19 protein-coding genes are annotated in these 15,748 nt (G+C 65.2%); 11 read left to right on the top strand and 8 right to left on the bottom strand.

All coding sequences use genetic code 11. The annotated features are described in order from the left end of the window. Window positions 1-180: 180 nt before the first annotated feature. Both AC1DRD_RS09400 and AC1DRD_RS09405 read right to left on the bottom strand, forming a co-directional pair. On the bottom strand, window positions 181-390 hold the full coding sequence (locus AC1DRD_RS09400; protein ID WP_066809068.1) for a hypothetical protein: 210 nt from the start codon (window positions 388-390) through the stop codon (window positions 181-183). 265 nt (window positions 391-655) lie between these two features. Further along, window positions 656-862, bottom strand: coding sequence for a cold-shock protein (locus AC1DRD_RS09405; protein WP_478033017.1), 207 nt, complete (start codon window positions 860-862; stop codon window positions 656-658). Between the two features lie 238 nt (window positions 863-1,100). Between AC1DRD_RS09405 and ispH the strand changes: the two genes are divergently transcribed. From ispH to rnhA, 3 genes are all read left to right on the top strand, one after another. Continuing rightward, on the top strand, window positions 1,101-2,057 hold the full coding sequence (gene ispH, locus AC1DRD_RS09410) for a 4-hydroxy-3-methylbut-2-enyl diphosphate reductase (protein ID WP_478041174.1): 957 nt from the start codon (window positions 1,101-1,103) through the stop codon (window positions 2,055-2,057). Window positions 2,058-2,144: 87 nt separating this feature from the next. Beyond that, window positions 2,145-3,113, top strand: coding sequence for a homoserine kinase (gene thrB, locus AC1DRD_RS09415; RefSeq protein ID WP_478041175.1), 969 nt, complete (start codon window positions 2,145-2,147; stop codon window positions 3,111-3,113). Then, window positions 3,110-3,559, top strand: coding sequence for a ribonuclease HI (gene rnhA, locus AC1DRD_RS09420; protein WP_478041176.1), 450 nt, complete (start codon window positions 3,110-3,112; stop codon window positions 3,557-3,559). The genes thrB and rnhA overlap by 4 nt, the downstream gene beginning before the upstream one ends. A gap of 35 nt (window positions 3,560-3,594) precedes the next feature. Here rnhA and AC1DRD_RS09425 read toward each other — a convergent pair whose 3' ends face one another. The 3 genes from AC1DRD_RS09425 to AC1DRD_RS09435 are packed head-to-tail and all read right to left on the bottom strand — an operon-like array spanning window position 3,595 to window position 5,858. After that, the gene (locus AC1DRD_RS09425; RefSeq protein ID WP_478033022.1) at window positions 3,595-3,771 is read right to left on the bottom strand and encodes a YegP family protein; all 177 of its coding nucleotides are present in this window, start codon (window positions 3,769-3,771) and stop codon (window positions 3,595-3,597) included. Window positions 3,772-3,822: 51 nt separating this feature from the next. After that, window positions 3,823-4,917: an NAD(P)/FAD-dependent oxidoreductase gene (locus AC1DRD_RS09430; protein ID WP_478041177.1), complete on the bottom strand. Its 1,095-nt coding sequence runs from the start codon at window positions 4,915-4,917 to the stop codon at window positions 3,823-3,825. Continuing rightward, window positions 4,914-5,858 (bottom strand): alpha/beta fold hydrolase, encoded by a 945-nt coding sequence (locus AC1DRD_RS09435; protein ID WP_478041178.1) that lies wholly within the window; start codon window positions 5,856-5,858, stop codon window positions 4,914-4,916. The genes AC1DRD_RS09430 and AC1DRD_RS09435 overlap by 4 nt, the downstream gene beginning before the upstream one ends. A gap of 49 nt (window positions 5,859-5,907) precedes the next feature. On the opposite strand from AC1DRD_RS09435, the gene AC1DRD_RS09440 reads away from it, so the two are divergent. The 8 genes from AC1DRD_RS09440 (at window position 5,908) to AC1DRD_RS09475 (ending at window position 13,574) form a co-directional block, all read left to right on the top strand. Beyond that, window positions 5,908-6,378, top strand: a complete 471-nt coding sequence (locus tag AC1DRD_RS09440; protein ID WP_478033025.1) for an A24 family peptidase — start codon at window positions 5,908-5,910, stop codon at window positions 6,376-6,378. Window positions 6,379-6,428: 50 nt separating this feature from the next. Then, complete coding sequence (cpaB, locus tag AC1DRD_RS09445; RefSeq protein ID WP_478041179.1) at window positions 6,429-7,457, top strand: Flp pilus assembly protein CpaB; 1,029 nt, start codon at window positions 6,429-6,431, stop codon at window positions 7,455-7,457. Further along, window positions 7,457-9,187: a type II and III secretion system protein family protein gene (locus AC1DRD_RS09450; protein ID WP_478033028.1), complete on the top strand. Its 1,731-nt coding sequence runs from the start codon at window positions 7,457-7,459 to the stop codon at window positions 9,185-9,187. Before cpaB ends, AC1DRD_RS09450 begins: the two co-directional genes overlap by 1 nt. A 20-nt stretch (window positions 9,188-9,207) precedes the next feature. Then, the gene (locus AC1DRD_RS09455; RefSeq protein ID WP_478033030.1) at window positions 9,208-9,840 is read left to right on the top strand and encodes a CpaD family pilus assembly protein; all 633 of its coding nucleotides are present in this window, start codon (window positions 9,208-9,210) and stop codon (window positions 9,838-9,840) included. A 1-nt stretch (window position 9,841) separates the two neighbouring features. Beyond that, the gene (locus AC1DRD_RS09460; protein WP_478033032.1) at window positions 9,842-11,146 is read left to right on the top strand and encodes a CpaE/TadZ family protein; all 1,305 of its coding nucleotides are present in this window, start codon (window positions 9,842-9,844) and stop codon (window positions 11,144-11,146) included. 49 nt (window positions 11,147-11,195) lie between these two features. After that, window positions 11,196-12,173: a type II secretion system F family protein gene (locus tag AC1DRD_RS09465; RefSeq protein WP_478041180.1), complete on the top strand. Its 978-nt coding sequence runs from the start codon at window positions 11,196-11,198 to the stop codon at window positions 12,171-12,173. Window positions 12,174-12,177: 4 nt separating this feature from the next. Further along, window positions 12,178-13,176: a type II secretion system F family protein gene (locus tag AC1DRD_RS09470; protein WP_478033034.1), complete on the top strand. Its 999-nt coding sequence runs from the start codon at window positions 12,178-12,180 to the stop codon at window positions 13,174-13,176. A 101-nt stretch (window positions 13,177-13,277) separates the two neighbouring features. After that, entirely contained in the window at window positions 13,278-13,574 is a 297-nt protein-coding gene (locus AC1DRD_RS09475) for a hypothetical protein (RefSeq protein WP_478033035.1), read from the top strand. Window positions 13,575-13,804: 230 nt separating this feature from the next. Here the strand turns inward: AC1DRD_RS09475 and AC1DRD_RS09480 are convergent, their stop codons facing one another. From AC1DRD_RS09480 to AC1DRD_RS09490, 3 genes are read right to left on the bottom strand one after another with little or no spacing between them, the layout of a single operon-like run. After that, window positions 13,805-14,326 (bottom strand): DUF1254 domain-containing protein, encoded by a 522-nt coding sequence (locus AC1DRD_RS09480; RefSeq protein ID WP_478033037.1) that lies wholly within the window; start codon window positions 14,324-14,326, stop codon window positions 13,805-13,807. After that, window positions 14,326-14,892 (bottom strand): DUF1214 domain-containing protein, encoded by a 567-nt coding sequence (locus tag AC1DRD_RS09485; protein ID WP_478041181.1) that lies wholly within the window; start codon window positions 14,890-14,892, stop codon window positions 14,326-14,328. The genes AC1DRD_RS09480 and AC1DRD_RS09485 overlap by 1 nt, the downstream gene beginning before the upstream one ends. A gap of 13 nt (window positions 14,893-14,905) precedes the next feature. After that, on the bottom strand, window positions 14,906-15,694 hold the full coding sequence (locus tag AC1DRD_RS09490) for a hypothetical protein (RefSeq protein WP_478041182.1): 789 nt from the start codon (window positions 15,692-15,694) through the stop codon (window positions 14,906-14,908). Window positions 15,695-15,748 lie beyond the last annotated feature (54 nt).

The raw sequence follows: 15,748 nt of genomic DNA on the forward strand, positions 1-15,748 counted from the left end.
GCGGCAAGAAAGCGGGGTGACACGAACGGCAGACCTTTTCGACACGGGAAGGGGCCGCGGCACGCGCCATGGCCCCTGACCCTCACATAAAGCAGCCGTCACCATAGGGTCGCAACCCGAGCGCGGCAACAGGCGCGCGCGCGTTTCGTCGACGACCCGCGACAGGGCGAGAAGTCGCGCCTATTTGCTGGCGATGTCGCTGGACTCGACGCGATAGGTTTCGCGGACGAACGTGCGCGCGGCGGTCTGCGTCTTGAACGCATCCTGCAGCACTTCGCTCGAGACGAGCGGATAGCCCTGCGAATTGAACCGCGTCGTCCGCACGGTCACGCGGAACACACCCTCCTCGTCTTTGGCCACAAGGAAGGGGCGAACGGGGGTTCTCGACATGACTATACTCCTGAGGGACCTCGCGGGCGCCAGATTGCGGGCCCGTGCGATCGATAAACGTCGCGTGAAAATCGCCCGGCCGGCGATGCCGATCGCGCCAAGCCCCGAAGGCGGCACGGATCGAACGCAACGGAAAACGCTATGCCGCCGGAGCGATAGGATCGCGCCGGCGGCACAAGCAGGTAACCTTCGAGCGGCGCGCAAGACTGGCCGAACAGGTCTCAGCGATCTGTCCCGCCGGAGTCACCCGCGCAGCCCGGTCAGGTCAGACCGCCTGAAGGTTCACGGCCGACGACTTGCCGCGCTGGTCGTTCTCGATGTCGTATGACACGCGCTGGTCGGCCTGGAGCGTCGTCATGCCGGCGCGTTCGACCGCGCTGATATGGACGAAGCTGTCATTGCCGCCGCCTTCCGGCGAAATGAAGCCATAGCCTTTGTCGGTATTGAAGAATTTTACTTTGCCGATCGGCATGAGATATCCCTTTCAAGGACAGTAGATTGTCCGCACGCTCGTGCACGCGGAGCTAGAAGCGAGAAAGGGAAGAGTCGGCTCGGAAGCGTCGGTTTCCGTCGCCTGCGACGATAGCCCTCACTATATGGGCGTCGTGGGCGAAAAAAGCAATGATGGGTTTGCCGTCCGGCCATTTCGACAACGGATCGCTCCTCAAACCGCCTTTGCCTCAGCCGAGCAATCGCGTAGAGCGCCGGCCATGGCTTCCGCCCCGAAAAAAGCTCTCGAGCTGCTGATCGCGGCGCCGCGCGGTTTCTGCGCGGGCGTCGATCGTGCGATCCGCATCGTCGAACTGGCGATCGAGAAATACGGCGCCCCCGTCTATGTCCGGCACGAGATCGTCCACAACAAGTTCGTCGTCGACACCCTGCGGGCCAAGGGCGCAATCTTCGTCGAGGAGCTCGACGAGGTTCCCGATGGCGTCCCCGTGGTGTTCAGCGCGCATGGCGTACCCAAGGCGGTACCGGCCAAGGCGGCCGAGCGCGGCTTGTCCTATCTCGATGCGACCTGCCCTTTGGTCAGCAAAGTACACCGCCAGGCCGAACGGCTGGTCGCCTCGGGCCGGCACATCGTGTTCATCGGCCATGCCGGCCATCCCGAAGTGATCGGCACGTTCGGCCAGGTGCCCGCAGGATCGATGACGTTGATCGAGACGGTCGCCGATGTGGCGACGTTCGAGCCGCACGATCCCGCGACGCTGTCGTTCCTGACCCAGACGACCCTGTCGGTCGACGACACTGCCGAAGTGGTCGCCGCGCTCCAGGCCAAATTCCCCGCTATCCTGGCGCCGCGCGGCGAGGATATCTGTTACGCGACCTCCAACCGTCAGGCCGCGATCAAGGCGATCGCCAATGCGTGCGACGCGGTGTTGGTGCTCGGCGCGCCCAATTCGTCCAACTCGTTGCGGCTGGTCGAGGTGGCGGAGCGCCAGGGCATCCCGGCTCGATTGATCCAGCGCGCGAGCGATCTCGACTGGGCATTTCTCGACGGCATCGGCACGTTGGGCATCACCGCCGGCGCGTCGGCGCCCGAGCAGTTAGTGCGCGAACTGATCGATCTGCTCGCCGAACGGTTCGATGTAACCGAGCGCGAAGTCGAGACGATGCAGGAGACGATCTCGTTCAAGCTCCCGCGCGGGCTAGAGGCGGCCGCGTGATCGCCATCGTCACCCCAGCGCGAGCTGGGGTCTCGCGCAGTCTGTCACTTCATGAGATCCCAGCTTTCGCTGGCATGACGGCGTAGGATGGCGGTCTACACGCATGTTTCGGCCGAGGCGCTGGAGGAATTCCTCCTGCGCTACGATGTCGGCGAGCTCGTCTCGGCGAAAGGCATCGCCGAGGGTGTCGAGAATTCCAACTATCTGGTCGACACGACCAACGGCCGCTTCATCCTGACACTCTACGAAAAGCGCGTCGAGGCCGGCGATCTGCCCTATTTCATGGCCTTGCTCGACCATCTCGCCGATCGCGGCAACCCTGTGCCGCCGGCGATCAAGGATCGCCATGGCGAAGCGCTGCAAACGCTCGAAGGGCGTCCGGCGTGTCTGATCAGGTTTCTGCCCGGCGTTTCGGTCAGCCATCCGACTGCGGCGCAGGCCGAGGCTGCGGGCGCGGCGATGGGGCGGATGCATGCCAGCCTGACCGACTTTGCCCAGGTCCGCGACAATTCGATGGGCGTTCGCACCTGGCAGCCTTTGTTCGATCACTGCGGACGATCGCTCGACGACATGGCGGCCAATCTCCATGCCGAGGCCGGCGCCATGGTCGATCGCGTCGTGAGCGGCTGGCAAGGCGACCGTTTTCCGCAAGGCACGATCCACGCCGATTTGTTCCCCGATAACGTCCTGATGCGCGGCAGCGACGTCACGGGACTGATCGACTTCTATTTCGCGTGCAGCGATGCGCGCATCTATGATCTCGCGGTCATGCACACCGCCTGGTCGTTCGACGCCAGCGGGATGACACATCATCCGGCGATCGGCGAGGCGCTGATCCGCGGCTATCACCGCACGCTGCCGCTGAGCGACGGGGAGCGTTCGGCGCTGCCCGGCTTTGCCGCCGGGGCCTGCATCCGCTTCTTCCTCAGCCGGGCGTGGGACTGGCTCAACACGCCGGCCGATGCGATGGTGACGCGCAAGGATCCGCTCGCTTACTGGCGCCGGCTCAAGGTCTACGATCCCGGTTTCGTGCGCGATTTCAAGTCGCTGGCATGACCGAATTAAGCCATGTCGAAATCGCCACCGATGGCGCGTGCAAAGGTAATCCCGGGCCGGGCGGCTGGGGCGTGCTGATCCGCATGGGTGTCCGTGAAAAGGAATTGTCGGGCGGCGAGAAGCTCACCACCAACAATCGCATGGAGCTGATGGCGGCGATCGAGGGGCTCAACGCGCTCAAACGCCCGTGCCGCGTGACGCTGTCGACCGACAGCCGCTACGTGATGGACGGGCTGACCAAATGGATCCACGGCTGGCGCAAGAACGGCTGGAAGACCTCCGACAAGAAACCGGTCAAGAACGCCGATCTATGGCAGGCGCTGATCGACGCCGCCGCACCCCACCGCGTCGAATGGATGTGGGTGAAGGGTCATGCCGGACACCCCGACAATGAACGCGCCGATAAGCTGGCCAGCGACGCCGCTTACGCCGCCGCCAAAGCTTAGTACCGGTTCAGTGTGGCTGAACCGGTACCCGAAAATCAGCTATTGTCCACGACCTCGGCGTCCGGTCCGTTCTTCTTGATCGAGTCGATAGCGTTCTTGGCGTCAGCCTTGTTCGCATACCCTTCAGTCGAGAACATGATCTCGCTGTTGTACTTGAATCGCACGCGGAATTCGTCGGCCTTGTCTTTGTAGATCTCGAACGTGTGAGCCATCGCGACTTCCTCCTTTGATTGATCCAGATTAGTCGGAGGCGACGCGCCGCGCTAGCGGAACCGCGCGGGGGTGTAACGATCCCGGTCTATTTCCGCGACGAGCGGATCGGGCGCGGCGCCGAGCAGCAAAGATGCCGCGACCAAGGAAGCCGCCGGCGCGGTCTGGATGCCGAAGCCACCCTGCCCTGCGCACCAGAAAAAGCCGGGCACGTGATTGTCGAACCCGTAGACCGGCAGGCGATCGGGCGCGAAGCTGCGCAAGCCCGCCCAGCTGCGCTCGACCCGCTCGATCCTCCAATCGACCACCTGTTCCAACCGGTCGATCGCGATCGCGATGTCGATCTCCTCGGGCTGAACGTCGCCGGGCTCGCTCGGCACCTCGTCATGCGGACTCAACCATAGCCGCCCGCCCGATTCCGGCTTGAAATAGAAGTCCCCGCCGATGTGCGCGACGTGCGGCGTATCGTCCGGCACCGGCGGATCGACGCGGAGCTGCACGAGCGCGCGTCGCAGCGGCTGGATCCCGATCGGCGCGACTCCGGCGACCGCCGCGACACGATCGACCCAGGCCCCGGCGGCATTGACCAGAATCCTGGCGGCGAACGGGCCGGCCTTCGTCTCGAGCTGCCACACATCGCTGCCCCGCGACGCCCCGGTCAGTCCGGCGTCGAGCACCAATTCAGCCCCAGCCTTCTTCGCGCGCGACAGCGCGGCGGCGTGGAGCCCGGCGACGTCGATATAGGCACAGCTCGGCTCCCACACCGCGAGAGCCCATTCGGGGCGCAGGCCGGGAATGCGGTCACGCGGGTCGACCAATGTCAGATCGACGCCGGTATCGGCGAATTCGGCCAGCATCGCTTCGATCTGATCGCGTTCCTCTTCGCGGCCGATGTGCAGCCCCCCCAATGGCTGGAGAAAGCCGCCGGCGTCGAGCACCGCGCGTGACGCGGCGGTCAACGGCTGAATCGCCGGTCCGCCATAAGTCTCTTCCCAAAAGGCCGCGGATCGTCCGGTCGCGTGATAGCCCGCGACGTCCTCGGCCTCGAGGATCAGGACGCTGGCATGGGGCGCGACCTCGGCCGCGAGCGCGGCGCCGGCGATCCCGGCACCGATGATGGCGATGTCCCAAATCTTATCACCGCTCATTGCTGCGCTCGTGCCGAAAGGAAGATGTCGATTTCCCCCAAGGCGCGATCGCGGACCGGGTCAACCTCGCGCAGGATTTCGTGTGCGCTTTCGTTGCCGAAGCGGACGAGGCGGGCATCGGGCAGCAGTCCCGCGACCTTGATCGCGTCGGCCGCGCGGACCAATTTGTCGGCTTCGGCCACCAGCACGAGCATTGGCGTCCTGACCAGCTTCACACGCCGGCTGGCGCGCAGCCGCCGAGTCGATTCGAACGCGCGCACGACCCAGCGCCAACTCGGCGGGCCCAATTTGATCTCCGGCTTCTGGTCCCACCACCACGGTTCGTCCGAATATCGGTCGGGATCGTGGGTGAGCAGCGACAGCCGCGAATCGGTGGTGCCCGGCTTCTCGTTCGACTTCCAGGCGCGGCGCTGGGGATTGCCGAGTTTCATGGCGATCTCGGCGATCCGCTCGCCGAACCCGGCGCTGATCGGCGCATGCAGTCCCATCATCGGCGCGATCAGTACCGCCGCATCGGGCTCGGCCAGCACCTTGGCCAGCGCACGGCAGACCAGATGTCCGCCCATCGAATGTCCCATGGCGACATGCGGCCCCGGCGTCGCGGCCGCCCACTCCTTCCAGAACGCGCCATAATCAGCGAGATAGGTCCCGAACCGGTCGATATCGCCGACATGGGGATCGTCGGTCAGCCGACCCGATCCGCCCTGCCCGCGCCAGTCGACCGACGTGATCGTCCAGCCCTGGTCATGCCAGTGACGGAAGGTCTCGAGATACTTCTCGAAGATGTCGCCGCGGCCGCCCTGGAACAGGATCGATCCGCGCGGCGCGGCCACGGCGGAGGGCCAGTCGAAGCGGCGCAATTGCCAGCCGTCGGGGGCAGTCCAGAACGAGATCGAGCTGCCGTCGGGATAGGTTCGGCGCGCTGTTTCGGAAGATACCATCCATGCTGGTTACTTTTTAGAAAGCCATGCCGTCTAGGTCTGTGATCCGATGGGCTGGGGAATTCTGTCTTACGTGCTCGGGGGAGCACTCGTTCTGATCCTGCTTTCGGCGGGCATCGAGGATGCTCGTACCCGAGAGATCGCCAATTGGAAGAATGCCGCGATCGCGCTGATGGCGCCTGCCTGGTGGTGGATGCAAGGCTATGGCTGGGCCGATGTGGCGTGGCAAATCGGCATCGCGATCGGCGTGTTCGCGCTGTTCGTCGGCGCCTTCCATTTCGGTTGGATGGGCGGCGGCGACGTCAAGATGATCGGCGCGCTCGCGCTATGGCTTCCCGGCCCAACTCTCTTCTTCATGCTGATGGTCATGTCGATCATCGGCGGCGTGCTGACGCTGATCATGATGTTCGACCATTGGCGCCGCAAAGCGCCGGGTGCGGTCGAGACGCCGTACGGCGTCGCGATCGCCATGGCATCGATGCTCGCGCTCGGTGAACCGATATTTAACCACTTTGCGTAGATTAACGGCGATCAAGTCGGGGTCATCGCCACAACGGGGCACGAAGCGTCATGGATAGTCGGAAGATCATTTTGCTGGTTGGCGCGCTTTTCGTCGCAGCCATCACCGCGTTCATGGCGCGCAGCCTGATCGTCGGATCGAGCGCCCCTATGGCCTCGGCCCAGGCGCCGATGGCGCCGGTCCAGACAGGCACCGAAGTGCTCGTCGCGACCAAGGCGCTGCCGATCGGCACGATCCTGGATGCGACCAGCTTCAAGTACCAGCCCTGGCCGAAAGAGCTGGTCGAGAACGCCTATTATATCCGCAAAGACGGATTCGACCCCAAGAGCCTGCAAGGCACGGTCGTGCGCTCGGTGATCACCGCCGGGCAACCGCTGACCCAGGGGTCGCTGGTTAAGCCTGGCGACCGTGGCTTCCTCGCCGCGGCGCTGACGCCGGGCATGCGCGCGGTCACCTTTCCGGTCCGCAACGAGAATTCAGTCGCGGGCTTCGTCTTTCCGGGCGACCGTGTCGACCTGACCCTGTCTCAGACCGTTGCCGGCGGCGGCGATGGCCCGCCGCTGAAGGTGGCGGAGACGATCATGAAGAACCTGCGCGTGCTGGCGACCGACCAGCGCACCACCAGCGATGTCGACGACCAGGGCAAGACCGTGGTCCGCAACATCTCGATGGTGACGATCGAGGCGACGCCCGCAATCGCCGAGAAGATTTCGGTGGCGCGCTCCTTGGGCGACCTTTCGCTCGTGCTGCGTCCGCTCGCCGACTCGGCGTCCGAACTCGATCAGGCGATCGCCGATGGATCCGTGAAGGTGCCTGACGGCAAGGATCCGAAAGCCGAAAAGGCGATGCTCGCAACTGCCGACGTGCAGCCGAGCGCGGGCAAGACCAGCTTCGCCACCGGTGCCGACGTCTCGCGCTTCCAGCGCCGCACCGTGCCGGGCAAGGCCGGAGATGCGACGGCAGGCGGAACTGCAGGTGCTATTCCGGGCGGCGCCCCGGCCATTACCGGCCCCATGGTGCGTGTCGTCCGTGGGAACAACGTGACCGAAGTACCAATCGGTCGTGGGGGGAAGAACTGATGCAAGCGACAATCGTTTTGAACCGGATCGTTGCGGCTACCGTCGCGACGGCGCTGGTAGCGAGCATGCCGGTCGAGGCCGCCGGCGGTGGTCGGCAGACCACTCGCCGGGCGCCGGCCAAGCCCGTTCGTGTCGGCGCCTTGCCGCAGGGCACGCAACGCCCGACGACCGAAGTGATGCTTTCGGTGGGCCAGGGTGAGGTCATCACCCTGCCCGCCGACGCCGCCGATGTCTGGGTCGCGAATCCGAATGTCGCCGATGTCGACGTGAGCAACCCACGCCAGATCCGCCTGTTCGGCAAGGATTACGGGGAGACCACGGTGTTCGTCACCGCCGCCAGTGGCCGGGTGATTTATTCGACCAATGTTCGCGTCGCCCAGAACCTGACGTCGATCGATCGCATGATGAAAGCGGCCATGCCAGACGCCGACATCAGGGTGATGACCGTCGGTCAGATCGCCGTGTTGACGGGTACCGTGGCGGCGCCGGCCGATGTCGTGCAGGCGCAGCAGATCGTCGCCGCCTTGCTCAACCCCGGCATCGACATCTCCAATCCGTCGACGCCGTTGAAGATCGCGGTGATCAACCGCCTCCGCACCGCGACGCCGTTGCAGGTCAATTTGCAGGTCAAGATCGCCGAGGTCAGCAAGGCATTCGCCAAGGACATCGGCAACAACATGTTGACCAAGGACAATACCGGCGGGTTCAACTTCGGCGTCGCCACAGGACGGTCGCCCGGATCGCTCACGCCAACACAGCTTTCCACCTATCCCACGGCCCACGTTCCGCTACCCGGTGGCGGCTATATCGATGGCCCGTACAACCCTGCGACGGGCCAGTTCATCAATCCGAGCAGCACCTCGGTCGCGACGATCACCAAGGGTGCCGGAAATACCACCCTGGGTCTCGCCGGGCGCCTGTTCGGCCTCGACATCCTGTCGGCGCTCGACCTCGGCGAGACCGACGGCCAGGTGACGACGCTCGCCAATCCGAACCTGACCGCGCTGTCGGGTGAGACCGGCTCGTTCCTCGCCGGCGGCGAAATCCCGATCCCGGTCAGCCAGGGGCTGGGCGCGGTGTCGGTCGAATTCAAGCAATATGGTGTCAGCCTGTCCTACACCCCGACTGTGCTCGCGGACGGCCGCATCTCGATGCGCGTCCGCCCCGAAGTGTCGGAATTGTCCGCGGCCGGCGCCGTGACCCTCAATGGCGTCACGATCCCGGCGCTGACGACGCGACGCGCGGAAACGACGGTCGAGCTCGGCTCGGGCCAGTCCATGGTGATCGGCGGACTGCTGCAGAACAGCACCAACAACCAGATCGACAAGGCCCCGGGCATCGGCGACGTGCCGGTGCTCGGCGCGCTCTTCCGGTCGACCAGCTGGAAGCGCAACGAGAGCGAGCTGATGATCGTCATCACGCCGTATCTGGTGAAGCCGGTCAACGCGAACGAGATCGTCCTGCCGACCGACGGCTACAAGGCGCCGACCGATCTCGGCCGCGTCTTCCTTGGCCGCTTGGGCGAAGGCACCAACGGCGGCGATCGTCCCAAGCCGACGATGGCCGTACCGATGGTTGCGGGCCCCGCGATCGGCGCCAACGCGCCCGTGCCCGCGGCGCCGACGACGCCACAGCCGAGCTCCGACCCGGCGACCGCCGACAAGAAGGCGCTCCTGCCCAAGAAGTCGAAAAAGGGCGATCAGCCCGCCACTCCCGGCTTCAGCCTGTAACGCGCGAGGAACAGTCAGACATGCGTACGATCCTCATCGCCTCCCTCGCCGTTCCCGCTTTGATGCTGGGCGGCTGCGGCACGCTCAATCGCGGCGTCGACTCGATCAAACAGCCGGTCGTCAGCCGCACCGATTATGTGTTCGACGCGCAATCGACCACGGCCGGCCTGGCGCCGGGCGAGACCGAACGGGTCGCCGGCTGGCTCGCCTCGATGCGGTTGCATTATGGCGACCGGATTTCGGTCGACGATCCCAATCCTTACGACTCGCGCGCTCGCGCGCAAATCGCGGCGATCGTCTCCAGCTATGGCATGCGTCTTGCCGACCGGGCGCCGATCACCAATGCGCCGCTAGCGGCCGGCATGGTCCGCGTCGTCGTCAGCCGATCCACCGCCACGGTCCCGGGCTGCCCCGATTTCACGCGCAGCGGATCGAGCGAATTCGAAGGCAGCTCGACCTCGAATTTCGGCTGCGCGAGCAACGCCAGCCTGGCCGCGATGGTCGCCGATCCGCTCGATCTGGTCCGAGGCCAGGCGGGTGACGGCACAGCCGACCCGATCACCGCGGGTCGGGCCATCGGCACGTATCGCAAAGCCGCCCCGACCGGGGCCGGCGGCACCACAGTCAAATCCGAATCGACGGGAGGCAAATAAGATGAACGCGCCGTGGAAACCCGCTGGCGTCGCGCATCGCGAGCCATTCGTCGCCTATGTCTGCGACGAGACGACCGCCGAAGCGCTGCGTCCGATCGTCAGCGAGATGGGCTGGTCGGCCGAGAAAGTGAACAAGGGCGGGTTGCGTAACGCGGTCCAGTCATTGTCGGTCTCGGCGAGTCCGCAGGTGCTGTTCGTCGACCTCAGCGAATCGGGCGATCCGCTTAACGACATCAATGCGCTGGCGGAAGTCTGCGAACCCGGCACCGTCGTCATCGCGGCGGGCCAGGTCAACGACGTCCGCCTGTATCGCGACCTGACCGCGAGCGGGATCCAGGATTATCTGCTCAAACCGCTCAATGCCGACATGTTGCGTGAGACTTTCGGCAGCGCGCAGGCCGTGTTGAACGCGCCGCGGCTGAATGAGGTCTCGCCGGATCGTCCGCATTCCGCGACGGCGGTGATCGGTACGCGCGGCGGCACCGGTGCCTCGACCATCGCGACCTCGGTCGCGTGGCTGATGAGCGAGAAGGGCGGCCGCACCACGGCGTTGCTCGATCTCGACGTGCATTTCGGCACCGGCGCGCTGGCGCTCGACCTCGAGCCGGGCCGCGGCCTGACCGATGCGATCGAGAATCCCAGCCGCATCGACGGACTGTTCATCGAACGCGCGATGGTCAAGGCCAGCGAGCGTCTCGCCGTGCTGTCGGCCGAAGCGCCGATCAACTCGCCGATGATGACCGACGGCTCCGCTTTCTACCAATTGCAGGAAGAGATGCGCGCCGCGTTCGAATGCACGGTGGTCGACCTGCCGCGCGCGCAGCTGATCCAGCATCCACATCTGATCAGCGACATCCAGACGACGGTGGTCGTCACCGAGCTGACGCTGGCCGCGGCGCGCGACACGATCCGCATCCTGTCATGGTTGAAGTCGAACGCGCCCGGAAGCCAGGTCCTGGTGGTCGCCAATAAGGTGCCCGCCGGTGGGCAGCTGGAGATCAATCGCAAGGATTTCGAGGGCTCGATCGAGCGCCGCATCGATTTCGTCATCCCTTATGACCAGAAACTGGCGGCACAGGCAGCCAAGCTGGGCAAGACGCTGGCCGAGGCCGGCAAGGGATCGAAGACGGTTGCACCGATCGGCGAACTCGCCAGCCGCCTGTTGGCGGCGGGCGATTCGGCCGAGGCCGCGGGCGCCGCTGCGGGCAAAAAAGGCGCGGGGAAATCGGCGGGTCAGTCTCTGATGGGCAAGTTCGCCGATCTCAAGTCGCTGATGCCGAGCAAGAAAGCCGCGAAGTCGAGTTGACCATGGCCGGTCCATCCGGGCCGGCACCAACAAGTGGAGCGTTTGAGCGATGCCATTGGTGCCGCTGATCACGGTGATTGCAGGGGCGGCGACCATGCTGTTGCTGCTGGCGTTCGCCTTTGCCGGCCCGTCGGTGGCAAAGGCGCAGACTCGCCGGCTGGGCGCGCTCCGCGAACGCCATAGCGGCGCCGCCAGCGACGTGGCGATGGCTGCGCAAATGCGCCGCATCACCGGTAAGCGCGACAGCAACATGGACACGGCGATGATGCGGTTCCTGCCGCGTCCGGCCGTACTCAAGAAGCGCCTCGCCATGACCGGCAAGAACTGGACCGTCGGTCAATACGGTATGGCGACGTTCGGCATCATGCTGATCGTCGCATCGCTGATGATGATACGCGGCGCGCCAATCGCGATCTCCGTCTTGATCGCGGTCATCTTGGGTGGTGGGCTGCCGCATTTCGTGGTCGGCTATTTCATCAAGCGCCGGGTCAACAAGTTCACCTCCAAATTCCCCGATGCGATCGAATTGCTCGTGCGCGGGCTGCGCTCGGGCCTGCCGATCAGCGAAACCATGGGCGTGGTTGGTGCCGAAGTGCCCGGCCCGGTCGGCGAGGAATTCCGTGCGGTATCCGACAAGATGAAGATCGGTCGCACGATGGACGCAGCGCTACAGGAAACCGCTGACCGCCTTGGCACGCCCGAATTCCAGTTCTTCGTCATCTCGATCGCGATCCAGCGCGAGACCGGCGGCAACCTCGCCGAAACGCTCGCCAATCTCGCCACGGTGCTTCGTCAGCGTGGCCAGATGAAGCTGAAAATCAAGGCGATGTCGTCGGAATCGAAGGCATCGGCCTATATCGTCGGCTCACTGCCGTTCATCGTGTTCGGCCTGATCCTGTGGATCAGCCCGGCCTATATGGGCAATTTCTTCGTCGATCAGCGCCTGATCGTCGCCGGTATCGGCGGCTTCATCTGGATGTCGCTGGGTGGCTTGATCATGGCCAAAATGGTCAATTTCGAGATCTGAGGCCATGGAACCGCACCACACAACCCTGCTCGGCGTCGACGTCCTTTGGGTAGGCACCATGCTTGCCGGGGTCGCCGCGTTCGCTGTCATGCTGGCCATCTACGCCGCGACCACCGTGCGCGATCCGATGGCGCGTCGCGTCAAGGCGCTCAACGATCGCCGCGAACAGTTGAAGGCCGGCATCACCGCTTCGACCAGCAAGCGCCGCGCGAAATTGGTCCAGAAGAACGAGACCACCGACCGCATCCGCTCGATCCTGCAGAGTCTGAAAGTTCTGCAGGACAGCCAGCTCAAGGTCGCGCAGACCAAGCTGCTCCAGGCCGGCATCCGCAAGAAGGAATATGCGGTCGCGGTCATCTTCGGCCGGCTGATCCTGCCGATCCTGTTCGGCCTGCCGATGCTGTATTTCGTGTACGGCACCGACGCGTTCGCGACCTGGTCGCCGCTCAAGCAATATGGTCTGGTCGCCGGTGCCTTCATCCTGGGCTACAAGGGCCCAGACATCTACCTCAAGAACAAGATCCAGAAGCGCTCGTCAGCGATCCGCAAGGGCCTGCCCGACGCGCTCGATCTGCTGGTGATCTGCGCCGAGGCCGGCCTGACCGTCGACGTTGCGTTCCACCGCGTGTCGAAGGAATTGGGCCGGGCCTATCCCGAGCTGGGCGACGAATTCGCACTGACCGCGATCGAGCTCGGCTTCCTCTCCGACCGCCGCCAGGCATTCGAAAATCTGGCGACGCGCGTCGACCTCGACGCGGTCAAGGGCGTGGTCACGACCATGATCCAGACCGAGAAATACGGCACCCCGCTGGCCTCCGCGTTGCGCGTGCTGTCGGCAGAATTCCGCAACGAGCGCATGATGCGCGCCGAGGAAAAGGCCGCGCGCCTGCCCGCAATCATGACCGTGCCGCTGATCCTGTTCATCCTGCCAACCCTGTTCATTGTCATCCTGGGGCCGGCGGCGTGCAGCATCAACGACGCCTTCCTGCACGGCGGCCACTGATCCGATCGATCCCCCTCCCCGGTTGCGGGAGGGGGATTGCTTGCACCCGAGGGCAACCGCGCGCAGCATGACGCGTTCACATCCCAACAGGGAGAGACGCGATGATGTTCACCGACCCCAATCAGATCGCCATAATCGTGCTGGTCCTGATCGTCGGACTGGTCCTCGGGCTGATCCTGGCGCCCAAGGGCACCAAATGGCGCACGCGCTATGAAGCGGAGCGCGACGCGCATGCCGCCTATCGCCAGGATGCCGATGCCAAGACGCGCGATCGCGACGCGCTGACGACCAATCGTGACGCCTATGTCCGCGATCTGGAGAAGGCGAAGATCGATTTGGCCGCCGCCAATGAGAAGCTGGCGGCCGAGAATGCGGAGTTGAGGGCAAGGACGGCGTGAGCGCTTAGTTCCCTCTCCCCTTGTGGGCGCATCAGGTCGGCCATGCCCCCGGCATGACCTAAACAGCGCGGGGCGCTGTTTACCTGATGCGGGAGGGAGCCGACGTAGTCGGCGGAAGGGTGAGGGGGAGTCACGAGCCACGTCGCCTGTGAGTCCCCCTCACCCTTCCCACGCCTTCGGCGCGGGCCCCTTCCCTCTCCCACAAGGGGAGAGGGAGATTTGACCACCCCCTAACTCAACGCCTTACAACTCGATTTCTTGCGCGCGGCGTCGATCGCGCCAAACTGCGTCCGATCGGGGGCCAGAATACGAAGCAACGCAATCCCGGTCGTGCCGGTGACGCGGACCGCGGTCATGCCGTCAGGCACCGGCTGACCGGCTTGGGCGATCGCGATCCGGATCGGCTGGTTGCCGGCATCGATATTGTTGCGGACATAAGCGACGTCGGTGCGCGAATCGAACACCGACAGCGACCAATAAGGCGCGGGCACCGGCTCGACATCGACCAATACGGGCCCCTTCGACAGATCGAACGGACAGGACGAATAGGCCAGATCGGGGCTCGGCCGGACGATCGCGCGCGCCTTGTCGGTGGCGAGCGGGGCGGCGAACATCGCGTTATACCCCGCCCCCTTCGCGATCCGGTGGGTGGCGAGGCTCATCAGCACGCGTGGGAATTGCGCCAGCGCGACATGATAGCCGACGAACGCCAGCGCCAAGCCGAGCAGTAGCGGGAACAGCCAACGACGCATCAGCAGCCCTCCTTGACGATCGCTGGGAGCCGGTCGCGCGTCAGCGTGCCGAGCCCGCCATCATCCGGGAGATACACGCGCAAGGTCAGTTCGAACCGGTCGATCCGCCCGGTCGGCAGCCATAGTCCGGCCTGTTCAGAGGGCGCCACGATCACGTCCCATGCCGCCGGATTGGGCACCGCCGCGCTGGCGACGGAGAAACGATTGGCCTGGTTGGCGACGAGATAGCCGGGATGGTCGTAGAGCGTCAGGCTCCACCATTTACCCGGGATTACTCTGCCCGACACGCGATAGCGGCAGCGGCCGTCGAGCGGATCGCCGGCGCTGTCGACCGTGGCGTTGTAATAGCGTGCTTCGTGCGCAGGAAGCGCGAGCAGCCCGCGCAGCGACACGACCGCGCGGGTGTAGGCGCCGGCACGCGCGGTGCCGAAATCGCTGCCGGTGGTCCAGGGGCCGATCGCGCGGCTAGCGCCGAGGGCGCCGGTACGGACATGCTGGATCGCGGCGCCAACGCCTAGCGCCAGGCCGAGCACCCCACAGACCGCATATCGGATCCAGGGCTTCATACCCCCTCCCCTGTCAGTTCGGGCAGCGGTGGTAGCGCTTGCCTTCCATCATCATCGCGTCGTCGCCGATGCGGTCGACCTTGAGGATCTGATCGAACGGCTTGTCGTCCGCGCTGTAATTGCCGGTGACCTTGACCGTCTTGCCGTCGAGCGACCAGTGACCCATGCCACGCTTGCCATAGAACCCCCCGCCCGGACCGAAATTGACCGCGCGGCGTGCCGTGCAATCGCCATTCTCCGCCCCCCAACGCCCCGATAGCCAGGCGCGATTGATGCCGCCCGGGATCGGTTTCGGGGTCGGTTTCGGCGTTGGCTTGGCCGTCGGCGTGGCCTTGGGGGTGGGAGGCACCTTGGGCGTCGGGCTCGCTTTGGGCGTCGGCGACGATGACGGTTTGGGCGACGGTGATGGTGTCGGAGTGGGCGACGGACTTGCTACTGGGGTGGGCGTCGGGCTGGGCGCCAGATCGGTCACCGCCGGGCTTTGCGTCGGAGCATAGCGATTGGGATCGATCACGTCGTCGCGGAACATCCAATTGTCGCCATAGCGGACGAAGCGGCCGGTGCGCGTCGCCGACTTGTCGCACTTGCCGGTGAACGGGCTGCACGTCGTCGCGCGATAATCGCAGACATAGCCCGGGCGGTCGGGCGCGGTCTTGCACGCGATGCGCTCGGTCGACTGCACCTTGGCACCGGACCGCCCAAGCGCGTCGGCGATATCCTTTTCGGACGGGCCGTCATTGCCGCCCAAGCTGCCGCATGCGGCCAGCGGCGCCACCATCGCGAAAACCAGCCAGCGCTTCATGCCCAGATCCATCGCCGTTGAGTGCGGTCGCCACCCGGGCGAAGTCAAGCCCGT

The organism is Sphingomonas sp. P4_G2, assembly GCF_056401155.1.

Excerpts from the sequence above, each read along its gene's own strand:
- AC1DRD_RS09400 (WP_066809068.1), bottom strand. The coding sequence starts at position 390 with ATGTCGAGAACCCCCGTTCGCCCCTTCCTTGTGGCCAAAGACGAGGAG.
- AC1DRD_RS09405 (WP_478033017.1), bottom strand. The coding sequence starts at position 862 with ATGCCGATCGGCAAAGTAAAATTCTTCAATACCGACAAAGGCTATGGC.
- ispH (WP_478041174.1), top strand. The coding sequence starts at position 1,101 with ATGGCTTCCGCCCCGAAAAAAGCTCTCGAGCTGCTGATCGCGGCGCCG.
- thrB (WP_478041175.1), top strand. The coding sequence starts at position 2,145 with ATGGCGGTCTACACGCATGTTTCGGCCGAGGCGCTGGAGGAATTCCTC.
- rnhA (WP_478041176.1), top strand. The coding sequence starts at position 3,110 with ATGACCGAATTAAGCCATGTCGAAATCGCCACCGATGGCGCGTGCAAA.
- AC1DRD_RS09425 (WP_478033022.1), bottom strand. The coding sequence starts at position 3,771 with ATGGCTCACACGTTCGAGATCTACAAAGACAAGGCCGACGAATTCCGC.
- AC1DRD_RS09430 (WP_478041177.1), bottom strand. The coding sequence starts at position 4,917 with ATGAGCGGTGATAAGATTTGGGACATCGCCATCATCGGTGCCGGGATC.
- AC1DRD_RS09435 (WP_478041178.1), bottom strand. The coding sequence starts at position 5,858 with ATGGTATCTTCCGAAACAGCGCGCCGAACCTATCCCGACGGCAGCTCG.
- AC1DRD_RS09440 (WP_478033025.1), top strand. The coding sequence starts at position 5,908 with ATGGGCTGGGGAATTCTGTCTTACGTGCTCGGGGGAGCACTCGTTCTG.
- cpaB (WP_478041179.1), top strand. The coding sequence starts at position 6,429 with ATGGATAGTCGGAAGATCATTTTGCTGGTTGGCGCGCTTTTCGTCGCA.
- AC1DRD_RS09450 (WP_478033028.1), top strand. The coding sequence starts at position 7,457 with ATGCAAGCGACAATCGTTTTGAACCGGATCGTTGCGGCTACCGTCGCG.
- AC1DRD_RS09455 (WP_478033030.1), top strand. The coding sequence starts at position 9,208 with ATGCGTACGATCCTCATCGCCTCCCTCGCCGTTCCCGCTTTGATGCTG.
- AC1DRD_RS09460 (WP_478033032.1), top strand. The coding sequence starts at position 9,842 with ATGAACGCGCCGTGGAAACCCGCTGGCGTCGCGCATCGCGAGCCATTC.
- AC1DRD_RS09465 (WP_478041180.1), top strand. The coding sequence starts at position 11,196 with ATGCCATTGGTGCCGCTGATCACGGTGATTGCAGGGGCGGCGACCATG.
- AC1DRD_RS09470 (WP_478033034.1), top strand. The coding sequence starts at position 12,178 with ATGGAACCGCACCACACAACCCTGCTCGGCGTCGACGTCCTTTGGGTA.
- AC1DRD_RS09475 (WP_478033035.1), top strand. The coding sequence starts at position 13,278 with ATGATGTTCACCGACCCCAATCAGATCGCCATAATCGTGCTGGTCCTG.
- AC1DRD_RS09480 (WP_478033037.1), bottom strand. The coding sequence starts at position 14,326 with ATGCGTCGTTGGCTGTTCCCGCTACTGCTCGGCTTGGCGCTGGCGTTC.
- AC1DRD_RS09485 (WP_478041181.1), bottom strand. The coding sequence starts at position 14,892 with ATGAAGCCCTGGATCCGATATGCGGTCTGTGGGGTGCTCGGCCTGGCG.
- AC1DRD_RS09490 (WP_478041182.1), bottom strand. The coding sequence starts at position 15,694 with ATGAAGCGCTGGCTGGTTTTCGCGATGGTGGCGCCGCTGGCCGCATGC.